The sequence below is a fragment of the Fodinisporobacter ferrooxydans genome, from assembly GCF_022818495.1.
Classification (GTDB): Bacteria; Bacillota; Bacilli; order Tumebacillales; family MYW30-H2; genus Fodinisporobacter; species Fodinisporobacter ferrooxydans.
Window position 1 is genome coordinate 2,450,695 of record NZ_CP089291.1, and the last position, 22,479, is coordinate 2,473,173.

Consider the following 22,479-nt stretch of genomic DNA (forward strand, 5'->3'; position numbering starts at 1 on the left):
CAAAGGGGGGATGAATGTTGTATATGTATCCTTACATTCAAGCCGGCTACCGAAGTGAATGGATGCCGATGCTCTCGTCGCATTTTCATCATGATTTTACCGCCTTTCTTCTGCAGTTGCAAAAAGCGATACATGAGGAGGCAACAGCGATTTATTTCTATCAAAATTTGATCGCGATGGCTCCGAAGGAATGGCATAAAAAATGGATCGAACATCCGTACAAAGATGAAAAAAAACATTTGCGAATCCTTTCCGAATTGTATTGGCGGATTACAGGCAGACAGCCAGTGGTACAAGCGGCACAAACGGTGTTCGGCAATTATAAGGAAGGGCTTCTAAAAGCATTGGAAAGCGAATTGGAAGCATTTGAATCCTATCGCGATCTATACTTGGCAACGGATCGGGCGGACATCCGGGATGTATTGTTTGAAACGATGACAGACGAACAAGAGCATGCGCTGCGTTTTAGCTTTTTGTATCACGATCTGTAAGAGGATGTTCAAAAAGCAGTCAAAACTCCTTGAGTCCTATTTAACAACTTTTTGAACACGCACGAAAAGGAATGTAAAAATAAAAAAGAGGAGGCTGTGTTGCCTCCTTTATTTCCATTCCCAGATGCCATCTTCCCGCACATGAAGGATGCGGCTCTCAATGACAACTTCCGAAACTCTTTGATTTAACGTTTCATACTGATCCATGCTTTCTTCAAATGTCATTCGCTGATTCATCTTGATCACTCCCGGTTTTAGTCATTTGTCTATTTAATTGTCAGTAAATTCAGCATATTTAATGTATATCTGTATTATAACAAATAAATTTTTATTTGTCTGTATATAAAACAAAAAAATCTCTGGTAATATTTGAACATTTTATGAACTGCCTATATGAAATGAAAAAGGAGTAGCGTACACAAAGAGGGCCGGCATGATCATGATTTTGAAAAATAGCCCAGATGTGAAAGAATGGAGTTGACGAGCAGGATCAATGTTGATACATTGCTTTAAGAATAGAAGGAGGGAACGTATGAAACGCGCATGGTGGAAAGAAGCTGTTGTGTATCAAATTTATCCGAGAAGCTTCAAGGATTCCAATGGCGATGGTATTGGAGATCTTTCAGGGATCATCAGCCGGTTGGATTATTTGAAGGAATTGGGAATTGACGTCATATGGCTGTCTCCTGTTTATAAATCCCCCAACGATGACAATGGATATGATATTAGCGATTACCAGGATATAATGGACGAGTTTGGCACCCTTGAGGATTTTAATCAGTTGTTGGCAGAAGCCCACAAGCAGGGAATCAAAATCATGATGGATCTTGTCGTCAACCATACGTCTGACGAACATCCATGGTTTGTCGAATCTCGTTCGTCCAAAGACAATCCAAAGCGGGATTACTACATTTGGAGACATGGGCAAAATGGAAAAGAGCCCAACAATTGGGTATCCTGTTTCAGTGGACCGGCATGGGAATATGATGCACATACCGATGAGTATTATTTACATATCTTCTCGAAAAAACAGCCGGATCTCAATTGGGAGAATCCCCAGTTGCGCAAAGAAATTTACGATATGATGCGCTGGTGGCTGGATAAAGGGATCGACGGATTCCGGATGGATGTCATAAACTTTATTTCGAAAGTGGAAGGCTTGCCGGACGCGCCGGGCGAGGGGTATCAATGGGGCGGCCAATTTTTTATGAATGGACCGCGGATCCATGAGTTTTTGCAAGAAATGAACAGAGAAGTTCTGTCTTCTTACGATTTGATAACCGTTGGCGAAATGCCGGGCGTTTCACCGGAGCAGGCGGTTTTGTACACAGGTGAAGACAGACAGGAACTGCATATGGTGTTTCAATTTGAACATATGGATTTGGACTCCGGGAATGGCGGCAAATGGGATATCAAACCGTGGAGTTTGCATGATTTCAAACAAACGATGACAAAATGGCAGGTATCTTTGTCAGGGAAAGGCTGGAACAGCCTATATTTAAACAATCACGACCAGCCGCGAATGGTCTCACGCTTCGGGAATGACGGGGAATTTCATAAGGAAAGTGCGAAAATGCTGGCTACGTGTCTGCATATGATGCAGGGCACTCCGTATATTTACCAAGGCGAGGAACTCGGCATGACAAATGTGGCGTTTTCGACCATTGACGATTATCGGGATATCGAAACGATCAATATGTTTCGAGAACGTATACAGCAGGGAGAAGAGACAGAACATGTGATGCATTCCATTCATGCCAAAGGCAGGGATAACGCGCGCACACCGATGCAGTGGGACGACACGGAAAACGCAGGGTTTGGAAAAGGCACCCCCTGGCTTCCGGTCAATCCCAATTACGTGTCGATCAATGCACGGCAGCAATGGAGCGATCCGGACTCCATTTTTCATTACTACCAAAGATTGATCCAATTGCGCAAACAATACGAGCTCATCGTATACGGATCGTATGAATTGATTCTTGCCGATCATCCGGAGATTTACGCGTACACGCGGAAATGGAAGAATGAACAAATATTGGTGATTTTAAACTTTTTTGCGGGCACACCTGTTTTCGAGATGCCGCAAGATATACGATTTGCACAACCAAAACTTTTGATCAGCAATTACAGTGTGGATCAAAATGAGAACATTCGAAACATTTCTTTACGGCCCTATGAAGCGAGGGTATATCATTTTATAATTTCCTGAATTTTGTAAAATTACCAAGGACACTTGCCGTCCGTGATGGCAGGTGTCTTTTTATGTTGCATTTTCAGAAATGTATGTTTTAGAAGTGCCATTCGTTAAATATTTCTTGAATGGAAACTTTTCGGGAACTGCTCATAAGATTATAAAGGTCAACTGCTACATGCAGCGGAGGGCTTGGAAGAATTCAAATACGAACATCAGGTGAGGCGAAATGAAAAAAGTATGGCGAATCATTCTTATTGTCGTTTGCTTGGGCGGCATTTCATTTGCAATTTCCTATTTTGTTACATCAGGAACGGCAGAGCAAAGACATCCTTCGCAGGCAAGTGTTGCAAAACATAATTTGAATCTCGATTCGAGACATCCCAATCCTTCCGTTCAGCAAGAAAAACCGCGGATCTATACAGTGAAAAGACCGACGCCAGAGCAAATTCAACAAGCACATGCCGCATATCAAGCGTATTTGAATCGTCTGAAGACAGTACCAGGCAAGGAAATCGGGTATTTTCATACTTCGTTAAACGGAGATAATGCCAGTGGTCGAGTTCAAAACATTCTACTGGCATCAAAATTGATTAATGGAACAGTGCTTCTGCCCGGGCAGCAATTTTCATTTAATCGTACGACAGGTGATTCCAATAATCCTGCCAATGGTTGGAAACATGCAATCGAAATTGTAAACAATAAATTTGTTATGGGGTATGGAGGCGGGATCTGTCAAGTATCCACAACGATGTATAATGCAGTGCTGCAAGCGAGGTTGAGAATTGATGAACGTTATACACACAGCTTGCCCGTCCCATATGTGGCACATGGAAAAGATGCAACAGTCGATTATCCGCTGCTTGATTTTAAATTTACGAATTCGCTCCAACAGCCTGTCAGAATTCAAACGTTTGTCAGTGGAAATGATGTGATTTGCAAGATTTTTCTTTTGTCCCCACAGAGATAAGTATCACTAGGGGAGTGCGTGCACCTGTTGCAGCAGAAAAGTAACATTCAAGACCCTGCTTACACTCCGATCGCTCCCACAGGTCCGCCGGCTGCCGGAGTCACTGTACCTGCAAAAACTCCTTGCGAGACAGTGTGGACAAGAGGCATAACGTATTTGGTATCACCGATATGCAATACGGCGCTTGAAGAGACGATGGCGATCTCAATATATTGAATGGTACTTTTGCCTCGTGATTCTGTCCGCATTCGATTCCCGTCAGCTTCAAAACGTTGAAATGCCGCTTCGCAAGCAGCATAGCGCTCCCGTATTTCCCTGAACTGTTCCGGGTCGGGAGCAGGAGACACAATACTTAAGTCTCCTTTTGTTTCCACATCCACCTGGTTTGCCAGATGAAATCGTGTGCGTGAACGCGGAAATGTTTGCGTATTAAAGCTTGCAGCACCGCGAGGACCGCCTGCCGCAAATGAATCGATGTGGGGCAAGACGGCATTACTGTCTCCGATTTGAACGACTCCCGAGATTGTTACGCTTTTGATTTTGACTGCAGGTATCACAACGAATTTCTTTCCAAAAGGCTTCATATGCATCGCTCCGCATGTCGGTTATATTTACAATACTATGTCGCCATAGGCATAGGCGTTCCGAATTATTACATAACATACAACTACGATATCATTAAGAAAGGATTCAGACGCCGCTCTGTCTGAATCCTTTCTTTCATACTATGTTTTCTTTATACGCTCTTGAGGAATTTAGCTGCCGAGAAAAGGCAGCGTGCCGCCAAATGTTTGATAGATCAGCAAAATATTTAGAAAAATGATCAGAATCGCACAGATGGCGGAAAGGACTGTAGTTCGTTTCCTGTTTGTCAATACACCCATGATATCTTTGCGTCTTGTAAAGTAAATGAGTGCAAGAATCGGGAGCGGCAACACGAGACTTAAAATGACCTGACTGATGACGAGTGTCCGGGTCGGATCAACGCCAAGCGCTACGATAACTACCGTTGGCAGCATGGTTATTACCCGCCGCAGCCACAATGGAATGGTAAACCCTACAAACCCCTGCATGATGACTTGGCCCGCCATTGTTCCCACGACGGAACTGGAGATGCCGGAAGATAATAATGACACCAAAAACACGGCAGCGGCAGCAGAACCAAGCAAAGGTGTCAATGTTTGATACGCTGTCGTGATATCCGAAACTGTGTTGTGTCCGGATGCGTGGAATACGGCAGCAGCCATGTACATCATGGCAAGGTTCACAAGTCCTGCAAGCGACATGGCGAGAATGACTTCTTTTGTGCTGAAGGATTGTATTTTACGTTTCTCGTTATCATTTCTTGGCACGATCCGATTTTGCGTAAGGCTGGAATGTAAATAGATCGCGTGCGGCATAACGGTTGCGCCGATTACGCCTACAGCCAGCAGAAAACTGTCACGGTTGCCTAACCATGGAACGAAACTATGATAGGCAATCTGATGAAAATCGGGCCTGGATAAAAAAGTTTCAACCAAATAGCATAAGCCTATGAGAATCGCCAAGGAAGCAATCACTTTTTCCAATGGCCGAAAGCCGCGCCGCTCCAAGAGCAGAATCAAGTATGTGGCAATCCCGGTCAAAATTGTGGCAAATATCATCGGAATTCCAAATAATAAATTGAGACCGAGTGTTGCCCCAAGAAATTCAGCCAAATCTGTCGCCATTGCGGCAATTTCGGAAAAAATCCACATAAGAAGCGACAGAGATTTCGGAAAATAATCCCGACAGAGCTCCGGCAGGTTTTTACCTGTTGCGATTCCCAGCTTTGCAGACATGTTTTGCAAAAGCATTGCCATCAGGTTTGCAAGTATAACGACCCACAACATGTTATACCCGAATTCGGAACCGCTTTGTATGTTTGTCGCAAAATTTCCCGGATCGATGTAAGCAATGGATGTTACAAAAGCCGGCCCTAAAAACGGCACCAGTGCGCGGATTCCTTTTCGGTGACCCGCAATGGCCGCTCGACCGGCAGACTCGGTTTTATTTTGGGAAGCCTGATTCAGCAGGCGAGTATTCATATTGGAAAGATGAAATGGATTCATGGGTATCTTCCTTTCCTACATTGATGCATGGATTTGATCCCAAGAATATCGTTGTTATATATGGGACAAATAGTTTCGCTAGGACTACATACTTTCATTCGGACTTTTTTTTTCCTTAAGGAAACTTTATGAGAATATTATATTACATTTTTCTGAAAATGTTACAAATAAAAATGTAGATAATTAAATTTAGATGAAAGAAATGTTTGGGAACAAAACGCAGAAATAAATGGAAATAAGTAGAAGAGAAAGTTAGTTGACCGTTCATTGAACTTTTTAGCTTTATTCAAGTTAAGCTTTAACGCAAAAAAGCGATACCACATAACGTGATATCGTGAAAAAGGGGATATCGATTACTAATAAGTATACGATTAAATATTAAAAAATTCTATAGGTTGACAAATTATTTTTTTGATTTCAAATGATTTGAATATTTGCATTTGGTACGGGAGGGAAACAGGAATAATGCAAACGATCTAAGTCAAACATGTAAATAAATCGTTTCAATCCCTGAAAGTTTTGGAGGACATCAATCTGACGATCCAAAAAGGGGAATTTGCGGCAATCGTTGGGCCTTCCGGCTGCGGGAAAAGCACGATTCTCCGTATGATTGCCGGACTTGAAACACCAGATACCGGTGAAGTACTGGCAGAGCAAGAGATCATTCAACGCCCTTCGCCGGATCGCATGATGATTTTTCAAGAGCATGCACTGTACCCGTGGCTGACAGTTGAGGAAAATGTGGGTTTTGGTTTAGAATTGAAGAGTGTTTCAAAAAGCGAACGAAAGACTCGCGTGGAATCTGTTTTGAAAAAAGTAGGCTTGGATGGATTTCAAAGCTACTACCCGAGTCAACTGTCGGGTGGAATGCGTCAACTGGGACTGGCTGTATAGAATAGACAGTAGTCCTAAAGAACGTATTGCACGGAATGGCAGTATGTTTTAGAGGATTCGTCTTTGAATGAAAGTGTTTAATATAGGGGTGAATGAGAAGAATGAACGTGTATGATTCAGTTTTGGAACTGATTGGCCGAACTCCGGTTGTTCGCTTGAATCGTTTGCCAAGCGCAGACGGGGCAAGTGTTTTTATGAAATTGGAATCATTCAATCCCGGACGAAGCGTAAAAGATCGGGCGGCATGGAGGATGATCGAGAAAGCGGAACAAGACGGCAAGATCTTGCCGCATAAAAGCACGATCATCGAACCGACTTCTGGAAACACCGGCATCGGGATTGCAATGGTATGTGCGGCGAGAGGATATCGCTGCATCATTACAATGCCTGATAATGCAACAATTGAACGGGTGAAAATTTTAAAAGGATTCGGTGCGGAAGTGTACCTGACGCCGGCGGCTCAGCGGATGCAAGGGGCGATTGATGAAGCAAACCGTCTTGCAGCACAAATTCCGGATAGTTTTATTCCGATGCAATTTGAAAATCCGGCCAACCCGGATGCACATCGGGACACGACTGCAGTTGAAATTTATGAAGCGTTTGAAGGTCAATTGGATGCTCTCGTATTAACGGCAGGTACAGGTGGAACGGTGACTGGAACAGGCGAAGAATTAAAAAGGCGGATCCCTGGTTTAAAGATTTACGTTGTCGAACCGGCTGGATCTCCCGTACTTTCCGGCGGCAAGCCCGGACCCCATAAAATACCCGGGACCGGACCAGGATTTATTCCAAGCATATTAAATCGCGGGATTTACGATGAAATTTTGTTGATAAATGATGATGATGCGCAAACCACCGCACGGCAACTGGCAGCACAAGAGGGCATTCTGGTCGGTGCTTCCGGTGCCGCTTCTGCTTTTTTTGCGATCCAAATCGCCCAAACATTGCCGAAGAATGGGAGGGTATTAAGCATCGCGCCGGATACAGGGGAAAGATACTTATCATCCGATTTGTTTGCCTAAGTAAATAACCGAGATCCGATCGTAACGGCTGCTGGAAATAAAAATAGTTCAGCAGCCGTTTTGTTAACGGAGTTCCGTATATCGCACATGATTGCAAATTCACGAATGTTTAAAATTGGATATGCAAGAATTCTGGAGGGCAGAAATGAGAATTTTAGTTGTAGAAGATGATCAATCCTTACGGAATGCCATTATTACCATACTAGAGGACGAAGGATTTCGCATCGATCATGCAGGAACGGGTGATGACGGATTATATCTTGCCGAACAAGGAATTTATGATGTTATTGTTTTGGATATCATGTTGCCGGGGATTGATGGGATATCCATTATCAAGGAATTGCGTACACAAGGAGTAGCTACACCTGTCATTTTTTTAACGGCGAAAGACAGTGTAGAATCTCGGGTAAAAGGCCTGGATGCAGGAGCTGACGACTATCTGGTAAAGCCGTTTGCCATTGAAGAATTGCTTGCAAGAATTCGTGCCTTGTTGCGGCGAAATGGGAAAATCGGAGAAGAACAAGAAATTTCCTATGGTCCTATCACCATTTCTCTGAAAGAACATGATGGATTTGTTCAAAATCATCCTCTGAAGCTGACAGCAAAAGAGTATGAATTGTTGGAATATCTGATTCGCAACAAAGAACAAATTTTGACGCGAGAACAGATTTTTAACCGAATATGGGGAATTGATTCGGACAAAAGCGAGGGAATCGTTGAACTGTATATCCATTACATACGGAAAAAACTTGCTGCATTTGGTTGTGATTCGGTCATTCGTACGATTCGGAGCATTGGCTATATGCTGAAGGAGGATTCGGAAATTGTTTCATAAGACTCGGGTCCGCCTTGTACTCTTAAATGCAATCGTATTCTTTTTCATATTAAATGGTTTTGGAGCTACTTTGTATTTTTATATGCAATATCGGTTGTACGCACAAGTGGATGGGCACCTTCACGATATCGCTTTACGCATTCAGCATGGGGACGTGATTCGCGGCGTGATGGATCGGAGAAATAAAGAAAGGGATCGGGATAGCCTTTTGGTTTGGGATGTGCAAGGAAATTTGCTTCAGCAAATTCCGCCGGATGCATTTCCCATCGATCAGATCCACTTGTTTCACTCCCAATTGCTTCATCATAATAGTTTCCAAACGTTGTTTTTGGGAGATACGCCATATCGCGTATATCAAATCAACCTGCCAGACCGGGAAAAAACCATTCAAATCCTTTACGATATGCAGTATGAGCATGATATGTTGGAGAGTTTGTTGTTTGTCATCGCAATCGGAGCCATCATAAGTGTGGTATTGGCGATCATATCCGGTTTGTTCCTCGCGAATCGCGCATTAATACCGATTCAAAACTCTTGGAAAAAACAGCAACAGTTTACCGCTGATGCATCGCATGAACTGCGAACGCCGCTAACGGTGATGAAACTCTATCTGGAACGTTTATTTCGCCACCCTGATCATACGGTTGAACAGGAAAGTGAACATATTTCCGTAATGATTATGGAAACCAAACGGATGATTCAAATGGTCAATGATTTATTAACATTGGCAAGATCCGATTCCAACGAGATTCAACTCATCAAACAGACAGTTCATCTGGATGCGACCGTCAAGAGAACGGTCAACCAATTTCAGGATATGGCGGCACTCAAAAGCATAACATTGGAAACAAACATAGAATCTGCGCTTGAAATGACTGGAGACGAAGAAAGGCTGCACCAGTTATTTGTCATTTTGCTGGACAATGCTGTGAAGTATACGGAAGAGTATGGAACGATTACTGTGACATGCAAAAAAACTGGCACGAAACACGGTTATTTGCTGCAAGTAAGCGTACAGGATACAGGTGCGGGGATTCCGGAACAGGATCTTCCCTATATTTTTGACCGCTTTTATCGAGGTGACAAAGCCAGAACGCGCAAAGAAGGAGGGACCGGATTAGGTCTTTCGATTGCAAAGTGGATTATCGATGCACATGACGGGAAAATACGTGTTGAAAGCAAAATGGGAATTGGAACGACTATCATTGTGAGTTTTCCTGTGAAAAAACTATAAGAGCAACTAAAGCTTTTCCCAAAATAACCGATCAATGAATTATGGGAGGTTCATATGAAAGATTTTAAAGAGCGGTATGGTCCATGGGCGCTTGTCACCGGAGCTTCTGCCGGGATCGGTGCAGAATTCGCCAAACAATTGGCAGCACGGAGGATGAATCTGATGTTAGTGGCCCGCCGAAAAGATAGATTGGATCAATTAAAGGAAAAACTTGAAGCACAATTTTTCATACAGGTCAAAACCATAACTGCAGATCTTGCTGATGAGAAATTTATGGAAAAGATTCGCCCGGAGATTGCCGCTGTGGATCTCGGTCTTTTGATTAATAATGCGGGATTCGCCAATACGGGAGAGTTTTTAACGAATCACTTGGAAAAAGAATTGGAACTGTTATATGTGAATTGCCGGGCTCCCATGATTCTCGGACACGAAATAGGGATTCGCCTAAAACAACGAAAAAGCGGCGGAATCATCTTTACTTCTTCCATGGTCTCGGCTGCACCCATGCCATATTGGGCCACATACTCGGCATCAAAAGCATTTGATTTATTTCTCGCTGAAGCTATGCATTGGGAATTAAAAGACAGCGGTGTGGACGTATTGGCACTTTGTCCTGGCGGTACCAATACGGAATTTCAACAAGTGGCCAATATTCATTTGCCTGGAATGAGTGTAAAACATGTCGTTCAGTTGGCGTTAGAGCGATTGGGAAAGAAATCCAGCGTCATTCCTGGAGTCGGCAACCGAATGCGCTATGTGTCATTGAAAGTATTGCCAAAGTTTATATCCGCGCGTGCCATTTTACAAGTCATGAAACGACTGGCGAAATCGGAAGTGTAGATATCGGAAGTGTAGAAAAATGAAAATAAAGATTCAGTTATCGGACATTGATTTGTACTTTTTTCGTTTGCAATTCCAGTAATTTTTGTAAAAGATCTTGCTGTTGTTCGGGATCAATCGTTTTCCATTTCAAACCATACCGATAAACCCGATTCGATTTTTTCCCCCATATAATATCCGCATCGATTGTATAACTCGTCTCGTGTAATGAAATTTGGATCGTTGCAAATACATCGGATTCATTTATAGGGAATTTTAGCGGTGTAACAATTTGTGCTCCTCCGGCAGACACGTCTATTAGCATACATCGTCCCCAAGAGCTTTTCTTTCGATGGACGTTGAGATGAAATAGAGTGTCTCTGCCAATTGTTACGCGAAAGTATCTTCTGCGATTCTGCTGTTCATCCATTCTTTTCACCTTAACATTCTGTAGTTTCGGTTGAAACTACATGTTTCTTATTCGTATCATTTAGAATAGTATTCGTTTCGTCATGATTCAATTCCTGCCTTTATAATTCAATTCGCTATAATTGGAAATACATCAGCTTTGAACTTTTTCAATCGGATACTTGTCCATATTTATAAGAAACAGTACTACAAACACAAGAAATCAAACGTACAAAGAGGAGGCACAGACAATGGCAAGTGTCGTAAAACAGGCCGTATATTTCGGATTGGGAGCCGTATCATTTACGAAAGAAAAACTGAAAAATTGGGTGGATGACAATCAAATTTTAGAACGGGGAGAACGGGAAAAAGAAGAAATGCGTCGTTTTATTAAAGATTCCATTCAAAGTTCATTTTCAAAACTTAATATTCCCCAGCAATCTGACATCCATCGTCTCGAACAGCGGATTGCAAAATTAGAGGAATTGCTGGCTCAAAAACAGTAATATGTTTGTCCCATTTCAATAGGTTTGTTCAACTTTGGCTAACAGGTTTTGTGCCTGTTAGTTTTTTTGTGAAAAATGATGCAATGCGGCTTGGCTTTGAATCAAATGGTATTTTTGCTTTCGGCACATGTGTTTTATTTCATATTCCCGCTTTAATCCCGAAGACATGGAGGGAATTTCCTCCACATACACCAATGTTACAGGCGTTCTTCCTCTCGTATATTTGGCTCCTTTTCCTTCATTATGAAGACGCAAACGTTTGGCCAGATTGTTTGTATAACCGGTATAGAGAGTTCCGTCTTTACACTGCAGAATGTATACGACATGAGACATTGTACTGCTCCTAACGCATTGGTTTGCAAGAGGATATAGATTATTAGTATAGCTGTTTGATTTGCTGAAAACAAGCGTCGTTCATCCAACTGTTGTTTGGCCAACTACTGTCCATTCAGCGTGTGATTCATCCAGCGGTTTCTCATTTATCGGTTATTATTCTCAATTCATAAAATATAGTGAATATTGAAAATAATATTGCATGGTGATATATTTTAACTACCAAATGTGTGAATGATTGAATGGGTTGGATCATGAAGTGAATACGTGCCGGTTTAAAGGGGTCGTGACAAAAATGAAAGTTGCAACATTTATTTTGGCTCGCTTGATGCCCGTATGGATTGTGCTGTTTGCTTTATTGGCAGTCTTTATGCCAAAAACATTTCAAAGTTGGGATGCAGCAACAAATCCAGCGATTGGATTCGTTCTGTTCATTATGGGACTGACGATTGATCGAAGTCGTCTCAAAGGATTCATGATTCGCCCTTCGCGACCCCTCTTGGGTTCATTTGGAAAATGGTTGATTGCATCAATTGTGTCAATTGTCCTGGCGTTTTTATTTTTTGGTGTTTCGGAGATCTCCTATGGAGTCATTATGTCCGGCATTGTCCCCAGTGGAACATCTGCGAATTTAAATTCCCTGATTGGCCGCGGCGATCTCGCCCTAAGCATGACAATGTCTGCCATCGATACATTTATTGGCCCTCTAATTACACCTCTTTTGGCAAAACTGTTCATCGGATCCAGTGTTCATGTGGACTATCTTGCATTTCTGATAAAAATCATGGAAATTGTTTTTTTGCCTCTGACAGTTGGAATGTTTCTGCAGTGGAAGTTCTCCAAATTCAACACATCAATCAAGCCATATGCTCCCATTGCTTCTGCAATCGCTCTATATATTTTGGTTTTGGGAGTTGCCGGCAATGCCAGCAAATCCTTATTGCAGCATGCTTCGATATTGCCAATCCTCATATTGTGTGTGATTGTACAGATTGTTTTACAAATGGGTCTAGGGTATGGATACGCCAAACTATTACGGTTTGACGAATCGTCATGCAGATCTGTGCTGTTTGAGGTGGGAATTTGCAATTCTGCATTAGCCACTGTCCTTGCCAATGATGCATTTGGACCATTGGCAGGAATGGCATCCATGGCAAATATGTTATGCAATTTGACATTAGGAAGTTTGACGGCAGCAATTTTGGCGTCCGTCCCGACGCATCGGCTGAAAGTCATTCGAGGCGGGAATAAGAAACCGACAGCGAAGTCTTTGTAAGCGTTTCATTGATAAAATAGACCCCTTCTAAAGCGGGAGCTGGAAGGGGTCTTTGGTATTAAGGCGTCTTGTTGAATAAAACGTGAAGTGAAAAAGTCATCGGAGTCGAACGAAGCAGTCAGAGTTTGCGTGGCAGGAATGTACGGAAAGGCTGGCAATTTTACATTGCCGCGTCCAAACGTTTCTTTACCCTTTCAATTTCGCGTTTGTTTTGATTTGTAACATCCCAATTGATATCAATGTCTCTTTGGATCAAAGAAAAGCGTTCGAGAATTTCCATGTGCCGTTCTTCACTTTTTCGCTCCAGATTATCCATCCGTTGCTCCAAGGAATCCATTCGTTGTTCCAGGGAACCCATTCGTTGTTCCAGGGAATCCATCCGTTGTTCCAGGGAACCCATTCGTTGTTCCAGGGAATCCATCCGTTGTTCCAGGGAATCCATCCGTTGTTCCAGGGAACCCATTCGTTGCTCCAAGGAACCGATTCGCTGCTCCATTGCCAATTGACTTTTTAAAAATTGATCTTGTGTTGTCAGTATCATGGAAATCTGTTGCCGCATTTCCCGCTGGGATTGTTCAAGAGATTCCAACTTATCAACAATGTGTGTGAGGATGCGCTCCAAATGCTCCAATACCGGTCACCTCCTTTTTTATTGTGGGACAAGTATATCATGGAAATGTGTTTACGAGAAAGAGCTAAATTTTGAATTTTAATTGAATTTAATTGTTGAATTGAATTTTGATAACTCGCTGTGCTCACGGATCACCAATCGGTGTTTAAAGTTCGTATTCTTTTTTCAATAATAAAGAATCTTAGATGTGAATTATAATACCGAATAATTTTGACATTCACTAGGAATCATGAAATATGGATTCTTTTTCTTCCAATAATTTTAATGAAACAAATTTGACATTTTCTTTTAAAATTTGTATTCTGTTATTTGCAATCGGTTTCAATAACTGGTTTTACTTGAAAGTTGAAATAATACAAATAATTAAAACTTTTCAAAGGGGGATATTGTGATGAGAAGGGTCATTGTATTTTTACTTGTTTTGATCCCTTTTATTGCCCAATTGCTTCTGATTCCGATGGTGAACCATGTTCAACCGGTTCTATTTGGGCTTCCGTTTTTACATTTTTGGTTATTTATCTGGATGTTACTGACGCCACTTTTTACGTTGGCTGTGCATCGCATCCTTAAACCAAGCAGTGAGGAGTGAAAACATGCAAGGGAATAGTACTGCACTTATTGTAACATCGGTTATCGTTTTAGCCGTTGTAATCATCGGATTTATTGCAGGCCGCAACAAGGCATCCCGAAGTTCTGTTGAGGAATGGTCGCTAGGCGGGCGGCGTCTGGGAAGTTTATTCGTCTGGTTTCTGGTTGGGGCAGACGTTTATACTGCCTATACGTTTTTAGGGTTGACCAGTACAGCGTATTCCGGGGGAAGTATCGCATTCTTCGCTACACCCTATGTGGTATTGGCATATCCTTTGGCATATTTTTTCCTGCCTAAAATATGGGGGATAGCAAAAAAACATCATTTTACCACACTGGCCGATTATGTGGGCGGTCGTTTTGACAGCAAACTTTTATCCGTTTTGATCGGTATAACCGGCGTATTGATGCTGATTCCGTATATAGATCTGCAATTAAGCGGCATTCAAGATACCATGGAGATGGCTGGGGCAGGGTTTATCAATGTTCCTGTGATCGTCGTTTTATCGTTTCTGCTCGTGGCACTGTACACATTTTTCAGCGGAATCAAGGCACCAACATATACAGCGATTATCAAAGACATTTTAGTATGGATCATCATGCTGTATTTGGTTGCTTCGATTCCGATCATTCATTTTGGCAGTTGGGGACATATGGTCGATGTGGCGATGCAAAAAAGCCCAAAGATGTTGACGATTCCGTCAGGCGGACCAAAAGGAATTTTATGGTTTTCATCGGCCGCATTCATTTCTGCGTTGGCACTGTTTATGTGGCCGCATACTGCTACCGGTGTATTCAGCTCCAAAAGTGGCGATGCGTTGCGGAAAAATGCAATTGTACTGCCGTTTTACAATATTGTATTGATGCTGGTCACATTTCTTGGCATAACCGCATATTTAGTGGTTCCTCATGGAACAAATGCCCGTTTGGCATTTTTGACGTTGATTCACATGTCTTACGGAGGGTTTACTCAAGGGCTGGCATATTCAACGATTGCGTTGGCATCGCTTGTTCCTTGCTCCATTATGGCAATTGGCGCTTCCAATTTGTTTGCAAATAACATTTACAGGGATATGATCAATCCGAATGCGGCTTCTGCAAAACTTACCATGGTGACTCGTTATATGGTATTTGTGGTCATCGGCCTGGCGCTGATCTTGGGACTTCTCTTCCCAACGGCGTTGGTATCCTTGCAATTGATGGGCGTGTCTGGAATTGTACAGATTTTCCCGGCGGTCGTATTTAGTTTATATTGGAGAAATCTATCCAAAGAGTCGGTGTTGACAGGATTTCTTGCGGGCATGATTACCGTATTCTTCGTGTACTTCACACACAGTGCACATGGTTTGTATGAAGGATGCTGGGGCTTGCTCGTGAATATTGCAGCAATCCTTGTTACGCATCCGATCTTCGGCAAATTGGCAAAACAACGTTCCAACCCTGTCATTGAGTCTTTGTTTGGGAATAAACGAGGATCGAAAGGCACGGATCGATTAACTGCATGATCGGATAAAATAGCTGCTTGCATAAGGTAATGACACGATTGCAAAAAGGGACTCCTAAACGGCAGTCCCTTTTGTCATTTTTGATATGACTATTTCATCATGCCTTGCCAGGTTTGAAAGGAATTTTCATCTTCCTATTTTCGCCGGTATATGCAGAAGTTCGGGAACAGTAACGAACGTATACCCTTGTTTTTGCAGTGTGGTTATGATCTCAGGCAGCGTCTGTACCGTGTGTTCCATCCCAAGTGTGTTGCCGGCGCAGTGTTGCAGGATAATGCCGCCGGGATATATTTCTTGGCGAACGTTGTTCATGATTTGTGGAACGGGAGTTCCTGCCCAATCTCTTGTATCGACTGACCAATCGATCACTTTATATCCCATCCCGCCAATTTCTTGCAGGATTGCTTTTGATGTCGACCCATATGGGGGGCGAAACAGCGCAGGCTTATAACCCACAAGCGATTGCAGCAATTCATCCGTTTTTTCAATTTCGTTGCGAATTTGTATTGGTGAAAGACGTTTTAAATCCGGATGATTCCATGTATGATTGCCGATGGCGTTACCGTCCCTGGCAATGCGCTGTACCATTTCAGGGTGCGCTTGTGCACGAGCGCCAACGATGAAAAACGTCGCATGTATGTGATACTGTTTTAAAATCCTGAGAATTTTGGATGTAAAAGATACGTCCGGACCGTCGTCAAAGGTTAAGGCGGCTTCTTTTAAAGAGCGGGAACCGGAATAATATAAAATTTGACTTTGATTTATTACCTGCTGTTTTATTGTATGATTGGAAGATGTTTGAATCGGCTGCTGTGGCGGATGTGTAGTGTGATGAATTGCTGTAGTGGATCGTTGTGATTGTTTTGTGGATGGTTCTGGCATGGATGAAAACGTGTAGGCAACGGATTTTGCATGACTTTCCAGAATTCTTTTTTTATCTTGATTTTTTTGACTTATCCCCTGTGTTTTCCACCCGATCAATTGCGGTGGAGCTTTAAATTGCAGCCAATGCTTGGACTGTTCGAAACGTATCGGCTGTTTTGGAGAATTGTCTGGTTGGCACGCGAAAAGAAAAAAGAGCGTTACCGGTAAAAACAATGCGAAAAAGCGAAACAATGGCACCACTCTTGCTCACCTCAATCGTATGCATCCATTGATCTTGTATCATTAGCTTATTTTGCAAAAGGTATTTTAATGACGCAGAAAGCGATCAATGGTAAACTTTTGATATAGAATGCTTCTATGTATGTAAACGTTATCACGACGCTGAGTAATTGCCGACAGATCGAAAAAGAAGTTGATTTGCAGTTATTCAACAATGGCAGCAAAACTGACGGGAGGGATGGGGTATGGCAGAAGGAACAATTTTATGGGAACCGTCAATCGCTCAAATTGAAAAAAGCAGAGTGTATCACTATATGCGATGGGTGCAGAACGAATACGCTCTGACGTTTTCTGGATATGAGGCTTTGTGGCAGTGGTCCGTTGACCATATGGAAGATTTTTGGGAATCATTGTGGTCCTATTTTCAAATCATACAACATTCACCATATCAACGTGTGCTGCAAGGTGATGCAATGCCGGGGATTCGGTGGTTTGAAGGCGCTGCTTTAAATTATGCAGAGCATGTGTTTCGGAATGAACAGAAGGAGCGGCCTGCAATTTTGTTTCAATCGGAACATCAGTCGTTGAAGGAGATCACTTGGGAGACACTGCATCATTCTGTAGCATCTGTTGCCAAGACATTGAGGAATATGGGAGTACAAGCTGGAGATCGCGTCGTCTCCTATATGCCGAATATCCCGCAGACAGTCATCGCATTTTTGGCTTGTGCCAGTATCGGTGCCGTCTGGTCCAGTTGTTCACCCGACTTTGGTACGCCAAGTGTCATTGACCGATTTCAACAAATCGAGCCGAAAGTTTTGTTTACGATCGATGGGTATCAGTATAATGGAAAATCCTTTGACAAAATGAATGCGGTCGCAGAGTTGCAGCATGCGTTGCCGACTTTGCAACATACGATCCTCGTTCCATATCTGAAGGAAGATATTTCTGCAGATTTGCCGGAAAATACGATTCTTTGGGAAGAAGTTTTGCAGACAGCAGCAAAGCTGCAATTTGAACCGTTGGCGTTCGACCATCCGTTATGGGTGTTGTATTCGTCAGGAACGACTGGACTTCCCAAAGCGATTGTCCAAGGGCACGGCGGGATTTTGCTCGAACATCTGAAAACATTGAGTTTTCATAGTGATATTTCTGCAAACGATCGATTTTTCTGGTATACGACAACCGGCTGGATGATGTGGAATTACCTGATCAGCGGTTTGCTCGTAGGTGCCACGGTTCTTTTATATGACGGCAACCCGGCATATCCGGACATGCATGTATTGTGGAAATTCGCAGAGTCAACCAAAATGACCGTGTTTGGAACAAGTGCCAGCTATATCACAAGTTGTATAAAAGCGGGCATTCAGCCAGGAAAAACATATGATCTGTCCGCGTTGCGCGGAATCGGCTCGACCGGATCTCCATTGACGCCTGAGGGATTCAAGTGGGTTTATGACAAAGTAAAACCGGATATTTGGCTGGCACCTTTGAGTGGCGGGACGGACGTTTGTTCCGCGTTTGTCGGCGGATGCCCGGTTTTGCCTGTACGAGTCGGAGAGATGCAATGCCGTTTTCTAGGGTCGAAAGTAGAGGCATATGATCCGGCTGGCCAATCGTTAATCGATGAGATGGGAGAACTGGTGCTCAGCAAGCCGATGCCATCGATGCCCCTATATTTTTGGAATGATCCGGACGGCAAGCGATATCGGGAAAGTTATTTTGATGTTTATCCAGGTATTTGGCGGCATGGGGATTGGATGCAAATCGGAAAACACGGCGGTTGCGTGATTTATGGGCGGTCCGATTCCACGATCAATCGGCATGGCATACGCATGGGCACCCGCGATATTTATCAAGCGGTAGAATCCATTGAAGAGGTTGTGGATAGTTTGGTGGTCGACCTCGAACTGCTTGGACGTCCGTCTTTTCTTCCGCTGTTTGTAGTTTTGCGGCCAGGTGTCCAGCTTGACGATTCTTTGCGGCAAAAGATAAAAGCAAAGATTCGTGAGACCGTATCGCCACGGCATGTACCAGATGAGATTTTCGCGGTGAACGATATACCCAAAACGTTAAACGGAAAAAAATTAGAAGTTCCCATTCGGCGCATTTTGCTTGGACATCCTGTAGCGCAAGCGGTAAATCTGGATTCCATGGGAAATCCGCAGTCATTAACGTTTTTTATTGATCTCGCAAAACAATTGAATAAAGCTGGCCAATCAATGGAATGGGAATGAAAAATCATCGATCGATACGAGTGTAGAATGAAATGAATCTCCTGCAATCGGGGAGATTTTTTTAGTACGATCGGAAAGTATATGTTTAGCACTCCACATAAGGGCACAAGCCCTGCATGTATCACAAGATCCGGAAATTTGACCTGAGGGGAACTGTGTAATGGTTATGAAAGCAATTCTATTTGGCGGTACAGGATTTATCGGGCAAGAAATCTGTTGCTACTTTCTTGAAAAAGGAATGGAAGTCTATGCAGCTTCCAGATCTTCCTCGAAACATGTGACGTTTGGAACTCGCATCACCTATCAATTGCATTCGTTACAAGAGTTGTTTGAGAACATGCGTGATGATTATCTGATTTTGAATCTGGCAGGAGAATCGATCCATTCAGGTCGCTGGACAGAAAAGCGAAAACACAGAATACTCGAATCGCGAATGCAAACAACGAATGCGATTGTAAAAGCCATTGCAGAAGTTTCCAATAAACCAAAACTACTGATGAATGCATCTGCTATCGGATATTACGGCCATTCGGATGAACAGACGTTTCAAGAAAATGATCCGCCGGGAGAAGATTTTTTGGCGGATGTGTCCACTCGTTGGGAGCAGGCTTCGTTGCCGGCACAACTACATACAAGAGTTGTCTTATTGCGTCTTGGTGTCGTATTGGGAAAACACGGCGGAGCGCTTCCCCGAATGGTTTTGCCCTATCGATTCGGCATCGGCGGGCGTATCGGCAGAGGGACACAGTGGGTATCCTGGGTTCATCTTCATGATGTTGCGCGGATTTGTCATTATTGTTGGCAGAATGATGCAATTGCCGGGCCCGTCAATGTTACGGCTCCACACCCCGTAACGATGAATGAATTTGGCAAGTCAATTGCGCATGTCGCGAAACGTCTGCATTGGATTCCTTTGCCGGAAATAGCTTTGCGAATCGGTCTTGGGGAAATGTCGGAAATCATCCTGGAAGGCCAACGCGTACTTCCGAAAAAACTGCTGGACAGCGGTTACGAATTTCTGTATCCTTCCTTGGATATTGCATTGAAAGATTTGCTCCATAAATAATCATCGTAGTTGCATTATTGTCCATTTTGGTAAACGTTTTTACGCGTACAACACAAATGCCGTTCTTCATTTTAAATACCGTCAAGTAGTTTCATGAAGTACGGCAATTGCGTCAATGCATGCATGGAATTGTTTGGAACAGTATTGATTGTGGTGAATTCAATCTACTTTCAGTACTATTTCTTTTATTTGTCTTTCAAAAAAAGATGCAAGTTCTGATTTAAGCAAGTCGAAACGTCGATCGTTTAATAATATCGATACGAATTCGTCATTGGCAGGACGGTTATTTTCTTTTAAAAGATTTTTTAAATCGGCAACCGTAAAAGATAGGGAAACAATCTGGTAGTCGTTATCATAGGTAATCAAGTTGTCATGAACATGAACAGATAAAATATTTTCATATTTAATCCGATATAGTTCTTCACTCATTTCAATCTCTACGACCTGCTGTCGCACACTTTTCACTTTTGCCTTTGTAAATAATCGGGTATGTTTTAAGGATTGTTCGCGAATATCTATAAGTGCATTGCGTGTATAGATTTGCTGCAACATTTCACGAGTTTTTAATACGTCCATCGTCTCACCTTTTATTCTTTCAGTATAAATATCTTACATATATAGTAGAATAGTATCATAGAATTGGCTTCTCTACAGCCGATTTACGTATTCATTTCTTATGAAATTTCTTCCCCTCGCGTGATTCTCCATTCGTTTTCGTCCTCCTGCAATTGCAACGTGATTTTTTAAACCAATGACTCCATTATTCTAAATCGAATCTATAAGAAAAATTTAAAATTAAACAAAAAATGAATACAATATTAATATCCGATATATGGTATTATTGGGTTAAAATATATGAAAAATTTGCCATGATCGTACGGTAAAAACCTTTGAGGGATACGATATGAGATTTAATAGGATACATAACTTTTATTGTTTTATCAATAAATCTATGAAACTCTATTTTGATTCGAAAATCGAAAGGGAGTTTCAATTTGATTTTTTCAAAAAGCATCTTTCCATCTTGCGATTGGGAATCCTCATATCGATTGCATTTTTTTCGCTGATAGGAATTGATGATATTTGGCTGGCGAAAAAAACCATAAACAAAATTTGGTTGATACGATTTGGCATTATGGATCCGTTTTTTTTGATAAGTTTGGGAGTTACTTACACGAAGTTTTTTCGGCTGCATATGCAGAAGATCATGATGATCGTACAGTTAGGCTCAGGGATCGGGGCAATTTCAATCCTCGCAATTCTTACGAACGGTGAAGCAGCCAATTATTATTATTATGCCGGATTGATGTTGATTATTTTCGGGAATTTTACACTTATGGGCTTACAGTTTATCAATGCTCTTGTTGTTTCGGTATGCGTACTTGTTGGATATGAGTGTATCGCCATATTCAGGCAGCATTCCTTGCAAGATCGATTGCATGGCTCCATGTATTTGGCGTTTATCAATAGCAACTTTTTTCTGTTTTCCTGTTTGCTTATCGGATTGGTTGCCGGATATTTGATGGAACGGTATAAACGCAGCGATTTTTTAAATCGAAAAGAGATTGAAACAAAAACGAAACAATTATCGAAAGCAAATATGTTGTTGCGGCAACTTTCCTTTAAAGACGGACTAACAGATGTTTACAATCGAAGGGCGTTTAATGAAAAACTTGCGGAGGAATGGTTAAAATCCCAGCGATATGGTACAAGTCTATCTTTAGTCATGATCGATGTAGATAATTTTAAAAAATATAACGATAAATATGGACATCAACAGGGGGATGAATGTTTAATTAAAGTTTCACAGGCGTTACAGGAATGTTTTTGCGGACCGAATGATTTTATTGCCCGATATGGCGGAGAAGAATTTGCCATTATTCTTCCTGATACAGATGAAACAAATGTTGCGAAACGAACGGATTTGCTTCATGGAAAAATGCAACAATTGGCATTATCCCATACTCTATCCGATTATTATTATGTAACGCTAAGTGTGGGAGTTACTGTTTGGAACGCAGCTTCTGCAACAAGCCTGGAGGATTTTTTAAAAGTTGCCGACACTGCTTTATACCAATCAAAAAATAATGGGCGCAATTGTACTACAATTATTCCCATTTAAGTGCGTGTTCAAAAAATGGCTAAACAATACAGTTTTTACAATTTTTTAAGTTCTCTTTAAAAGAAGCAGGCAAGGTTTGCGGATGCCTTGCCTGCTGCCATAGGGAATTTTCCGCAATTGGGACTCCCTGCAATCGGGCTTTCCTCCAATCGGATAA

Annotated in this window: 23 protein-coding genes; 15 read left to right on the forward strand and 8 right to left on the reverse strand. The window is 42.3% G+C overall.

Going from position 1 to position 22,479, the window contains the following annotated elements; translation table 11 throughout:
• Positions 1–14: 14 nt before the first annotated feature.
• Complete coding sequence (locus LSG31_RS11675; RefSeq protein WP_347435283.1) at positions 15–491, forward strand: ferritin-like domain-containing protein; 477 nt, start codon at positions 15–17, stop codon at positions 489–491.
• Between the two features lie 108 nt (positions 492–599).
• On the opposite strand, the gene LSG31_RS11680 is transcribed toward LSG31_RS11675, so the two are convergent.
• Positions 600–728, reverse strand: coding sequence for a hypothetical protein (locus tag LSG31_RS11680; protein ID WP_347435284.1), 129 nt, complete (start codon positions 726–728; stop codon positions 600–602).
• A 295-nt stretch (positions 729–1,023) separates the two neighbouring features.
• Here LSG31_RS11680 and LSG31_RS11685 point away from each other — a divergent pair, with 295 nt between their 5' ends.
• The gene (locus LSG31_RS11685) at positions 1,024–2,700 is read left to right on the forward strand and encodes a glycoside hydrolase family 13 protein (RefSeq protein WP_347435285.1); all 1,677 of its coding nucleotides are present in this window, start codon (positions 1,024–1,026) and stop codon (positions 2,698–2,700) included.
• Positions 2,701–2,911: 211 nt separating this feature from the next.
• Positions 2,912–3,652 carry a VanW family protein gene (locus LSG31_RS11690; protein WP_347435286.1) on the forward strand — a complete coding sequence of 247 codons (741 nt, stop codon included), beginning with the start codon at positions 2,912–2,914 and terminating at the stop codon, positions 3,650–3,652.
• Between the two features lie 59 nt (positions 3,653–3,711).
• Here the strand turns inward: LSG31_RS11690 and LSG31_RS11695 are convergent, their stop codons facing one another.
• Together LSG31_RS11695 and LSG31_RS11700 are read right to left on the reverse strand one after the other, a co-directional pair.
• The gene (locus tag LSG31_RS11695; protein ID WP_347435287.1) at positions 3,712–4,236 is read right to left on the reverse strand and encodes a hypothetical protein; all 525 of its coding nucleotides are present in this window, start codon (positions 4,234–4,236) and stop codon (positions 3,712–3,714) included.
• Between the two features lie 171 nt (positions 4,237–4,407).
• A complete protein-coding gene (locus tag LSG31_RS11700) occupies positions 4,408–5,718 on the reverse strand; it encodes an Nramp family divalent metal transporter (protein WP_430734276.1) in 1,311 nt (436 codons plus the stop codon).
• Positions 5,719–6,261: 543 nt separating this feature from the next.
• Between LSG31_RS11700 and LSG31_RS11705 the strand changes: the two genes are divergently transcribed.
• From LSG31_RS11705 to LSG31_RS11725, 5 genes are all read left to right on the forward strand, one after another.
• Positions 6,262–6,636 carry an ABC transporter ATP-binding protein gene (locus LSG31_RS11705; protein ID WP_347435289.1) on the forward strand — a complete coding sequence of 125 codons (375 nt, stop codon included), beginning with the start codon at positions 6,262–6,264 and terminating at the stop codon, positions 6,634–6,636.
• Between the two features lie 101 nt (positions 6,637–6,737).
• Complete coding sequence (gene cysK, locus LSG31_RS11710) at positions 6,738–7,658, forward strand: cysteine synthase A (protein WP_347435290.1); 921 nt, start codon at positions 6,738–6,740, stop codon at positions 7,656–7,658.
• 145 nt (positions 7,659–7,803) lie between these two features.
• Positions 7,804–8,493, forward strand: coding sequence for a response regulator transcription factor (locus LSG31_RS11715; RefSeq protein ID WP_347435291.1), 690 nt, complete (start codon positions 7,804–7,806; stop codon positions 8,491–8,493).
• Positions 8,483–9,727 carry a sensor histidine kinase gene (locus tag LSG31_RS11720; RefSeq protein ID WP_347435292.1) on the forward strand — a complete coding sequence of 415 codons (1,245 nt, stop codon included), beginning with the start codon at positions 8,483–8,485 and terminating at the stop codon, positions 9,725–9,727. Before LSG31_RS11715 ends, LSG31_RS11720 begins: the two co-directional genes overlap by 11 nt.
• Positions 9,728–9,781: 54 nt before the next feature.
• On the forward strand, positions 9,782–10,567 hold the full coding sequence (locus LSG31_RS11725; RefSeq protein WP_347435293.1) for an SDR family NAD(P)-dependent oxidoreductase: 786 nt from the start codon (positions 9,782–9,784) through the stop codon (positions 10,565–10,567).
• A gap of 37 nt (positions 10,568–10,604) precedes the next feature.
• Here the strand turns inward: LSG31_RS11725 and LSG31_RS11730 are convergent, their stop codons facing one another.
• The gene (locus tag LSG31_RS11730; protein WP_347435294.1) at positions 10,605–10,976 is read right to left on the reverse strand and encodes a PilZ domain-containing protein; all 372 of its coding nucleotides are present in this window, start codon (positions 10,974–10,976) and stop codon (positions 10,605–10,607) included.
• A gap of 229 nt (positions 10,977–11,205) precedes the next feature.
• Here LSG31_RS11730 and LSG31_RS11735 point away from each other — a divergent pair, with 229 nt between their 5' ends.
• Entirely contained in the window at positions 11,206–11,460 is a 255-nt protein-coding gene (locus tag LSG31_RS11735; RefSeq protein ID WP_347435295.1) for a phasin family protein, read from the forward strand.
• 57 nt (positions 11,461–11,517) lie between these two features.
• Here LSG31_RS11735 and LSG31_RS11740 read toward each other — a convergent pair whose 3' ends face one another.
• Complete coding sequence (locus LSG31_RS11740; protein WP_347435296.1) at positions 11,518–11,793, reverse strand: GIY-YIG nuclease family protein; 276 nt, start codon at positions 11,791–11,793, stop codon at positions 11,518–11,520.
• Positions 11,794–12,088: 295 nt separating this feature from the next.
• On the opposite strand from LSG31_RS11740, the gene LSG31_RS11745 reads away from it, so the two are divergent.
• Entirely contained in the window at positions 12,089–13,069 is a 981-nt protein-coding gene (locus LSG31_RS11745; RefSeq protein ID WP_347435297.1) for a bile acid:sodium symporter family protein, read from the forward strand.
• A 160-nt stretch (positions 13,070–13,229) separates the two neighbouring features.
• Here LSG31_RS11745 and LSG31_RS11750 read toward each other — a convergent pair whose 3' ends face one another.
• A complete protein-coding gene (locus tag LSG31_RS11750) occupies positions 13,230–13,700 on the reverse strand; it encodes a hypothetical protein (RefSeq protein WP_347435298.1) in 471 nt (156 codons plus the stop codon).
• A 391-nt stretch (positions 13,701–14,091) separates the two neighbouring features.
• Between LSG31_RS11750 and LSG31_RS11755 the strand changes: the two genes are divergently transcribed.
• A complete protein-coding gene (locus LSG31_RS11755; RefSeq protein ID WP_347435299.1) occupies positions 14,092–14,289 on the forward strand; it encodes a DUF3311 domain-containing protein in 198 nt (65 codons plus the stop codon).
• 4 nt (positions 14,290–14,293) lie between these two features.
• On the forward strand, positions 14,294–15,793 hold the full coding sequence (locus LSG31_RS11760; protein WP_347435300.1) for a sodium:solute symporter family protein: 1,500 nt from the start codon (positions 14,294–14,296) through the stop codon (positions 15,791–15,793).
• A 126-nt stretch (positions 15,794–15,919) separates the two neighbouring features.
• Here LSG31_RS11760 and LSG31_RS11765 read toward each other — a convergent pair whose 3' ends face one another.
• Positions 15,920–16,918 (reverse strand): polysaccharide deacetylase family protein, encoded by a 999-nt coding sequence (locus LSG31_RS11765; RefSeq protein WP_347435301.1) that lies wholly within the window; start codon positions 16,916–16,918, stop codon positions 15,920–15,922.
• Between the two features lie 224 nt (positions 16,919–17,142).
• On the opposite strand from LSG31_RS11765, the gene LSG31_RS11770 reads away from it, so the two are divergent.
• Complete coding sequence (locus LSG31_RS11770; RefSeq protein ID WP_347435302.1) at positions 17,143–19,134, forward strand: acetoacetate--CoA ligase; 1,992 nt, start codon at positions 17,143–17,145, stop codon at positions 19,132–19,134.
• Between the two features lie 160 nt (positions 19,135–19,294).
• Positions 19,295–20,200 (forward strand): TIGR01777 family oxidoreductase, encoded by a 906-nt coding sequence (locus LSG31_RS11775; RefSeq protein ID WP_347435303.1) that lies wholly within the window; start codon positions 19,295–19,297, stop codon positions 20,198–20,200.
• 159 nt (positions 20,201–20,359) lie between these two features.
• Here LSG31_RS11775 and LSG31_RS11780 read toward each other — a convergent pair whose 3' ends face one another.
• Positions 20,360–20,776: a hypothetical protein gene (locus LSG31_RS11780; RefSeq protein ID WP_347435304.1), complete on the reverse strand. Its 417-nt coding sequence runs from the start codon at positions 20,774–20,776 to the stop codon at positions 20,360–20,362.
• Between the two features lie 328 nt (positions 20,777–21,104).
• Here LSG31_RS11780 and LSG31_RS11785 point away from each other — a divergent pair, with 328 nt between their 5' ends.
• On the forward strand, positions 21,105–22,322 hold the full coding sequence (locus LSG31_RS11785; RefSeq protein WP_347435305.1) for a sensor domain-containing diguanylate cyclase: 1,218 nt from the start codon (positions 21,105–21,107) through the stop codon (positions 22,320–22,322).
• Positions 22,323–22,479 lie beyond the last annotated feature (157 nt).

Bases quoted from the DNA above. Each gene is read 5' to 3' on its own strand.
- LSG31_RS11675 (WP_347435283.1), top strand. From the start codon at position 15: ATGTTGTATATGTATCCTTACATTCAAGCCGGCTACCGAAGTGAATGG.
- LSG31_RS11680 (WP_347435284.1), bottom strand. From the start codon at position 728: ATGAATCAGCGAATGACATTTGAAGAAAGCATGGATCAGTATGAAACG.
- LSG31_RS11685 (WP_347435285.1), top strand. From the start codon at position 1,024: ATGAAACGCGCATGGTGGAAAGAAGCTGTTGTGTATCAAATTTATCCG.
- LSG31_RS11690 (WP_347435286.1), top strand. From the start codon at position 2,912: ATGAAAAAAGTATGGCGAATCATTCTTATTGTCGTTTGCTTGGGCGGC.
- LSG31_RS11695 (WP_347435287.1), bottom strand. From the start codon at position 4,236: ATGAAGCCTTTTGGAAAGAAATTCGTTGTGATACCTGCAGTCAAAATC.
- LSG31_RS11700 (WP_430734276.1), bottom strand. From the start codon at position 5,718: ATGAATACTCGCCTGCTGAATCAGGCTTCCCAAAATAAAACCGAGTCT.
- cysK (WP_347435290.1), top strand. From the start codon at position 6,738: ATGAACGTGTATGATTCAGTTTTGGAACTGATTGGCCGAACTCCGGTT.
- LSG31_RS11715 (WP_347435291.1), top strand. From the start codon at position 7,804: ATGAGAATTTTAGTTGTAGAAGATGATCAATCCTTACGGAATGCCATT.
- LSG31_RS11725 (WP_347435293.1), top strand. From the start codon at position 9,782: ATGAAAGATTTTAAAGAGCGGTATGGTCCATGGGCGCTTGTCACCGGA.
- LSG31_RS11730 (WP_347435294.1), bottom strand. From the start codon at position 10,976: ATGGATGAACAGCAGAATCGCAGAAGATACTTTCGCGTAACAATTGGC.
- LSG31_RS11735 (WP_347435295.1), top strand. From the start codon at position 11,206: ATGGCAAGTGTCGTAAAACAGGCCGTATATTTCGGATTGGGAGCCGTA.
- LSG31_RS11740 (WP_347435296.1), bottom strand. From the start codon at position 11,793: ATGTCTCATGTCGTATACATTCTGCAGTGTAAAGACGGAACTCTCTAT.
- LSG31_RS11745 (WP_347435297.1), top strand. From the start codon at position 12,089: ATGAAAGTTGCAACATTTATTTTGGCTCGCTTGATGCCCGTATGGATT.
- LSG31_RS11755 (WP_347435299.1), top strand. From the start codon at position 14,092: ATGAGAAGGGTCATTGTATTTTTACTTGTTTTGATCCCTTTTATTGCC.
- LSG31_RS11760 (WP_347435300.1), top strand. From the start codon at position 14,294: ATGCAAGGGAATAGTACTGCACTTATTGTAACATCGGTTATCGTTTTA.
- LSG31_RS11770 (WP_347435302.1), top strand. From the start codon at position 17,143: ATGGCAGAAGGAACAATTTTATGGGAACCGTCAATCGCTCAAATTGAA.
- LSG31_RS11775 (WP_347435303.1), top strand. From the start codon at position 19,295: ATGGTTATGAAAGCAATTCTATTTGGCGGTACAGGATTTATCGGGCAA.
- LSG31_RS11780 (WP_347435304.1), bottom strand. From the start codon at position 20,776: ATGGACGTATTAAAAACTCGTGAAATGTTGCAGCAAATCTATACACGC.
- LSG31_RS11785 (WP_347435305.1), top strand. From the start codon at position 21,105: ATGAGATTTAATAGGATACATAACTTTTATTGTTTTATCAATAAATCT.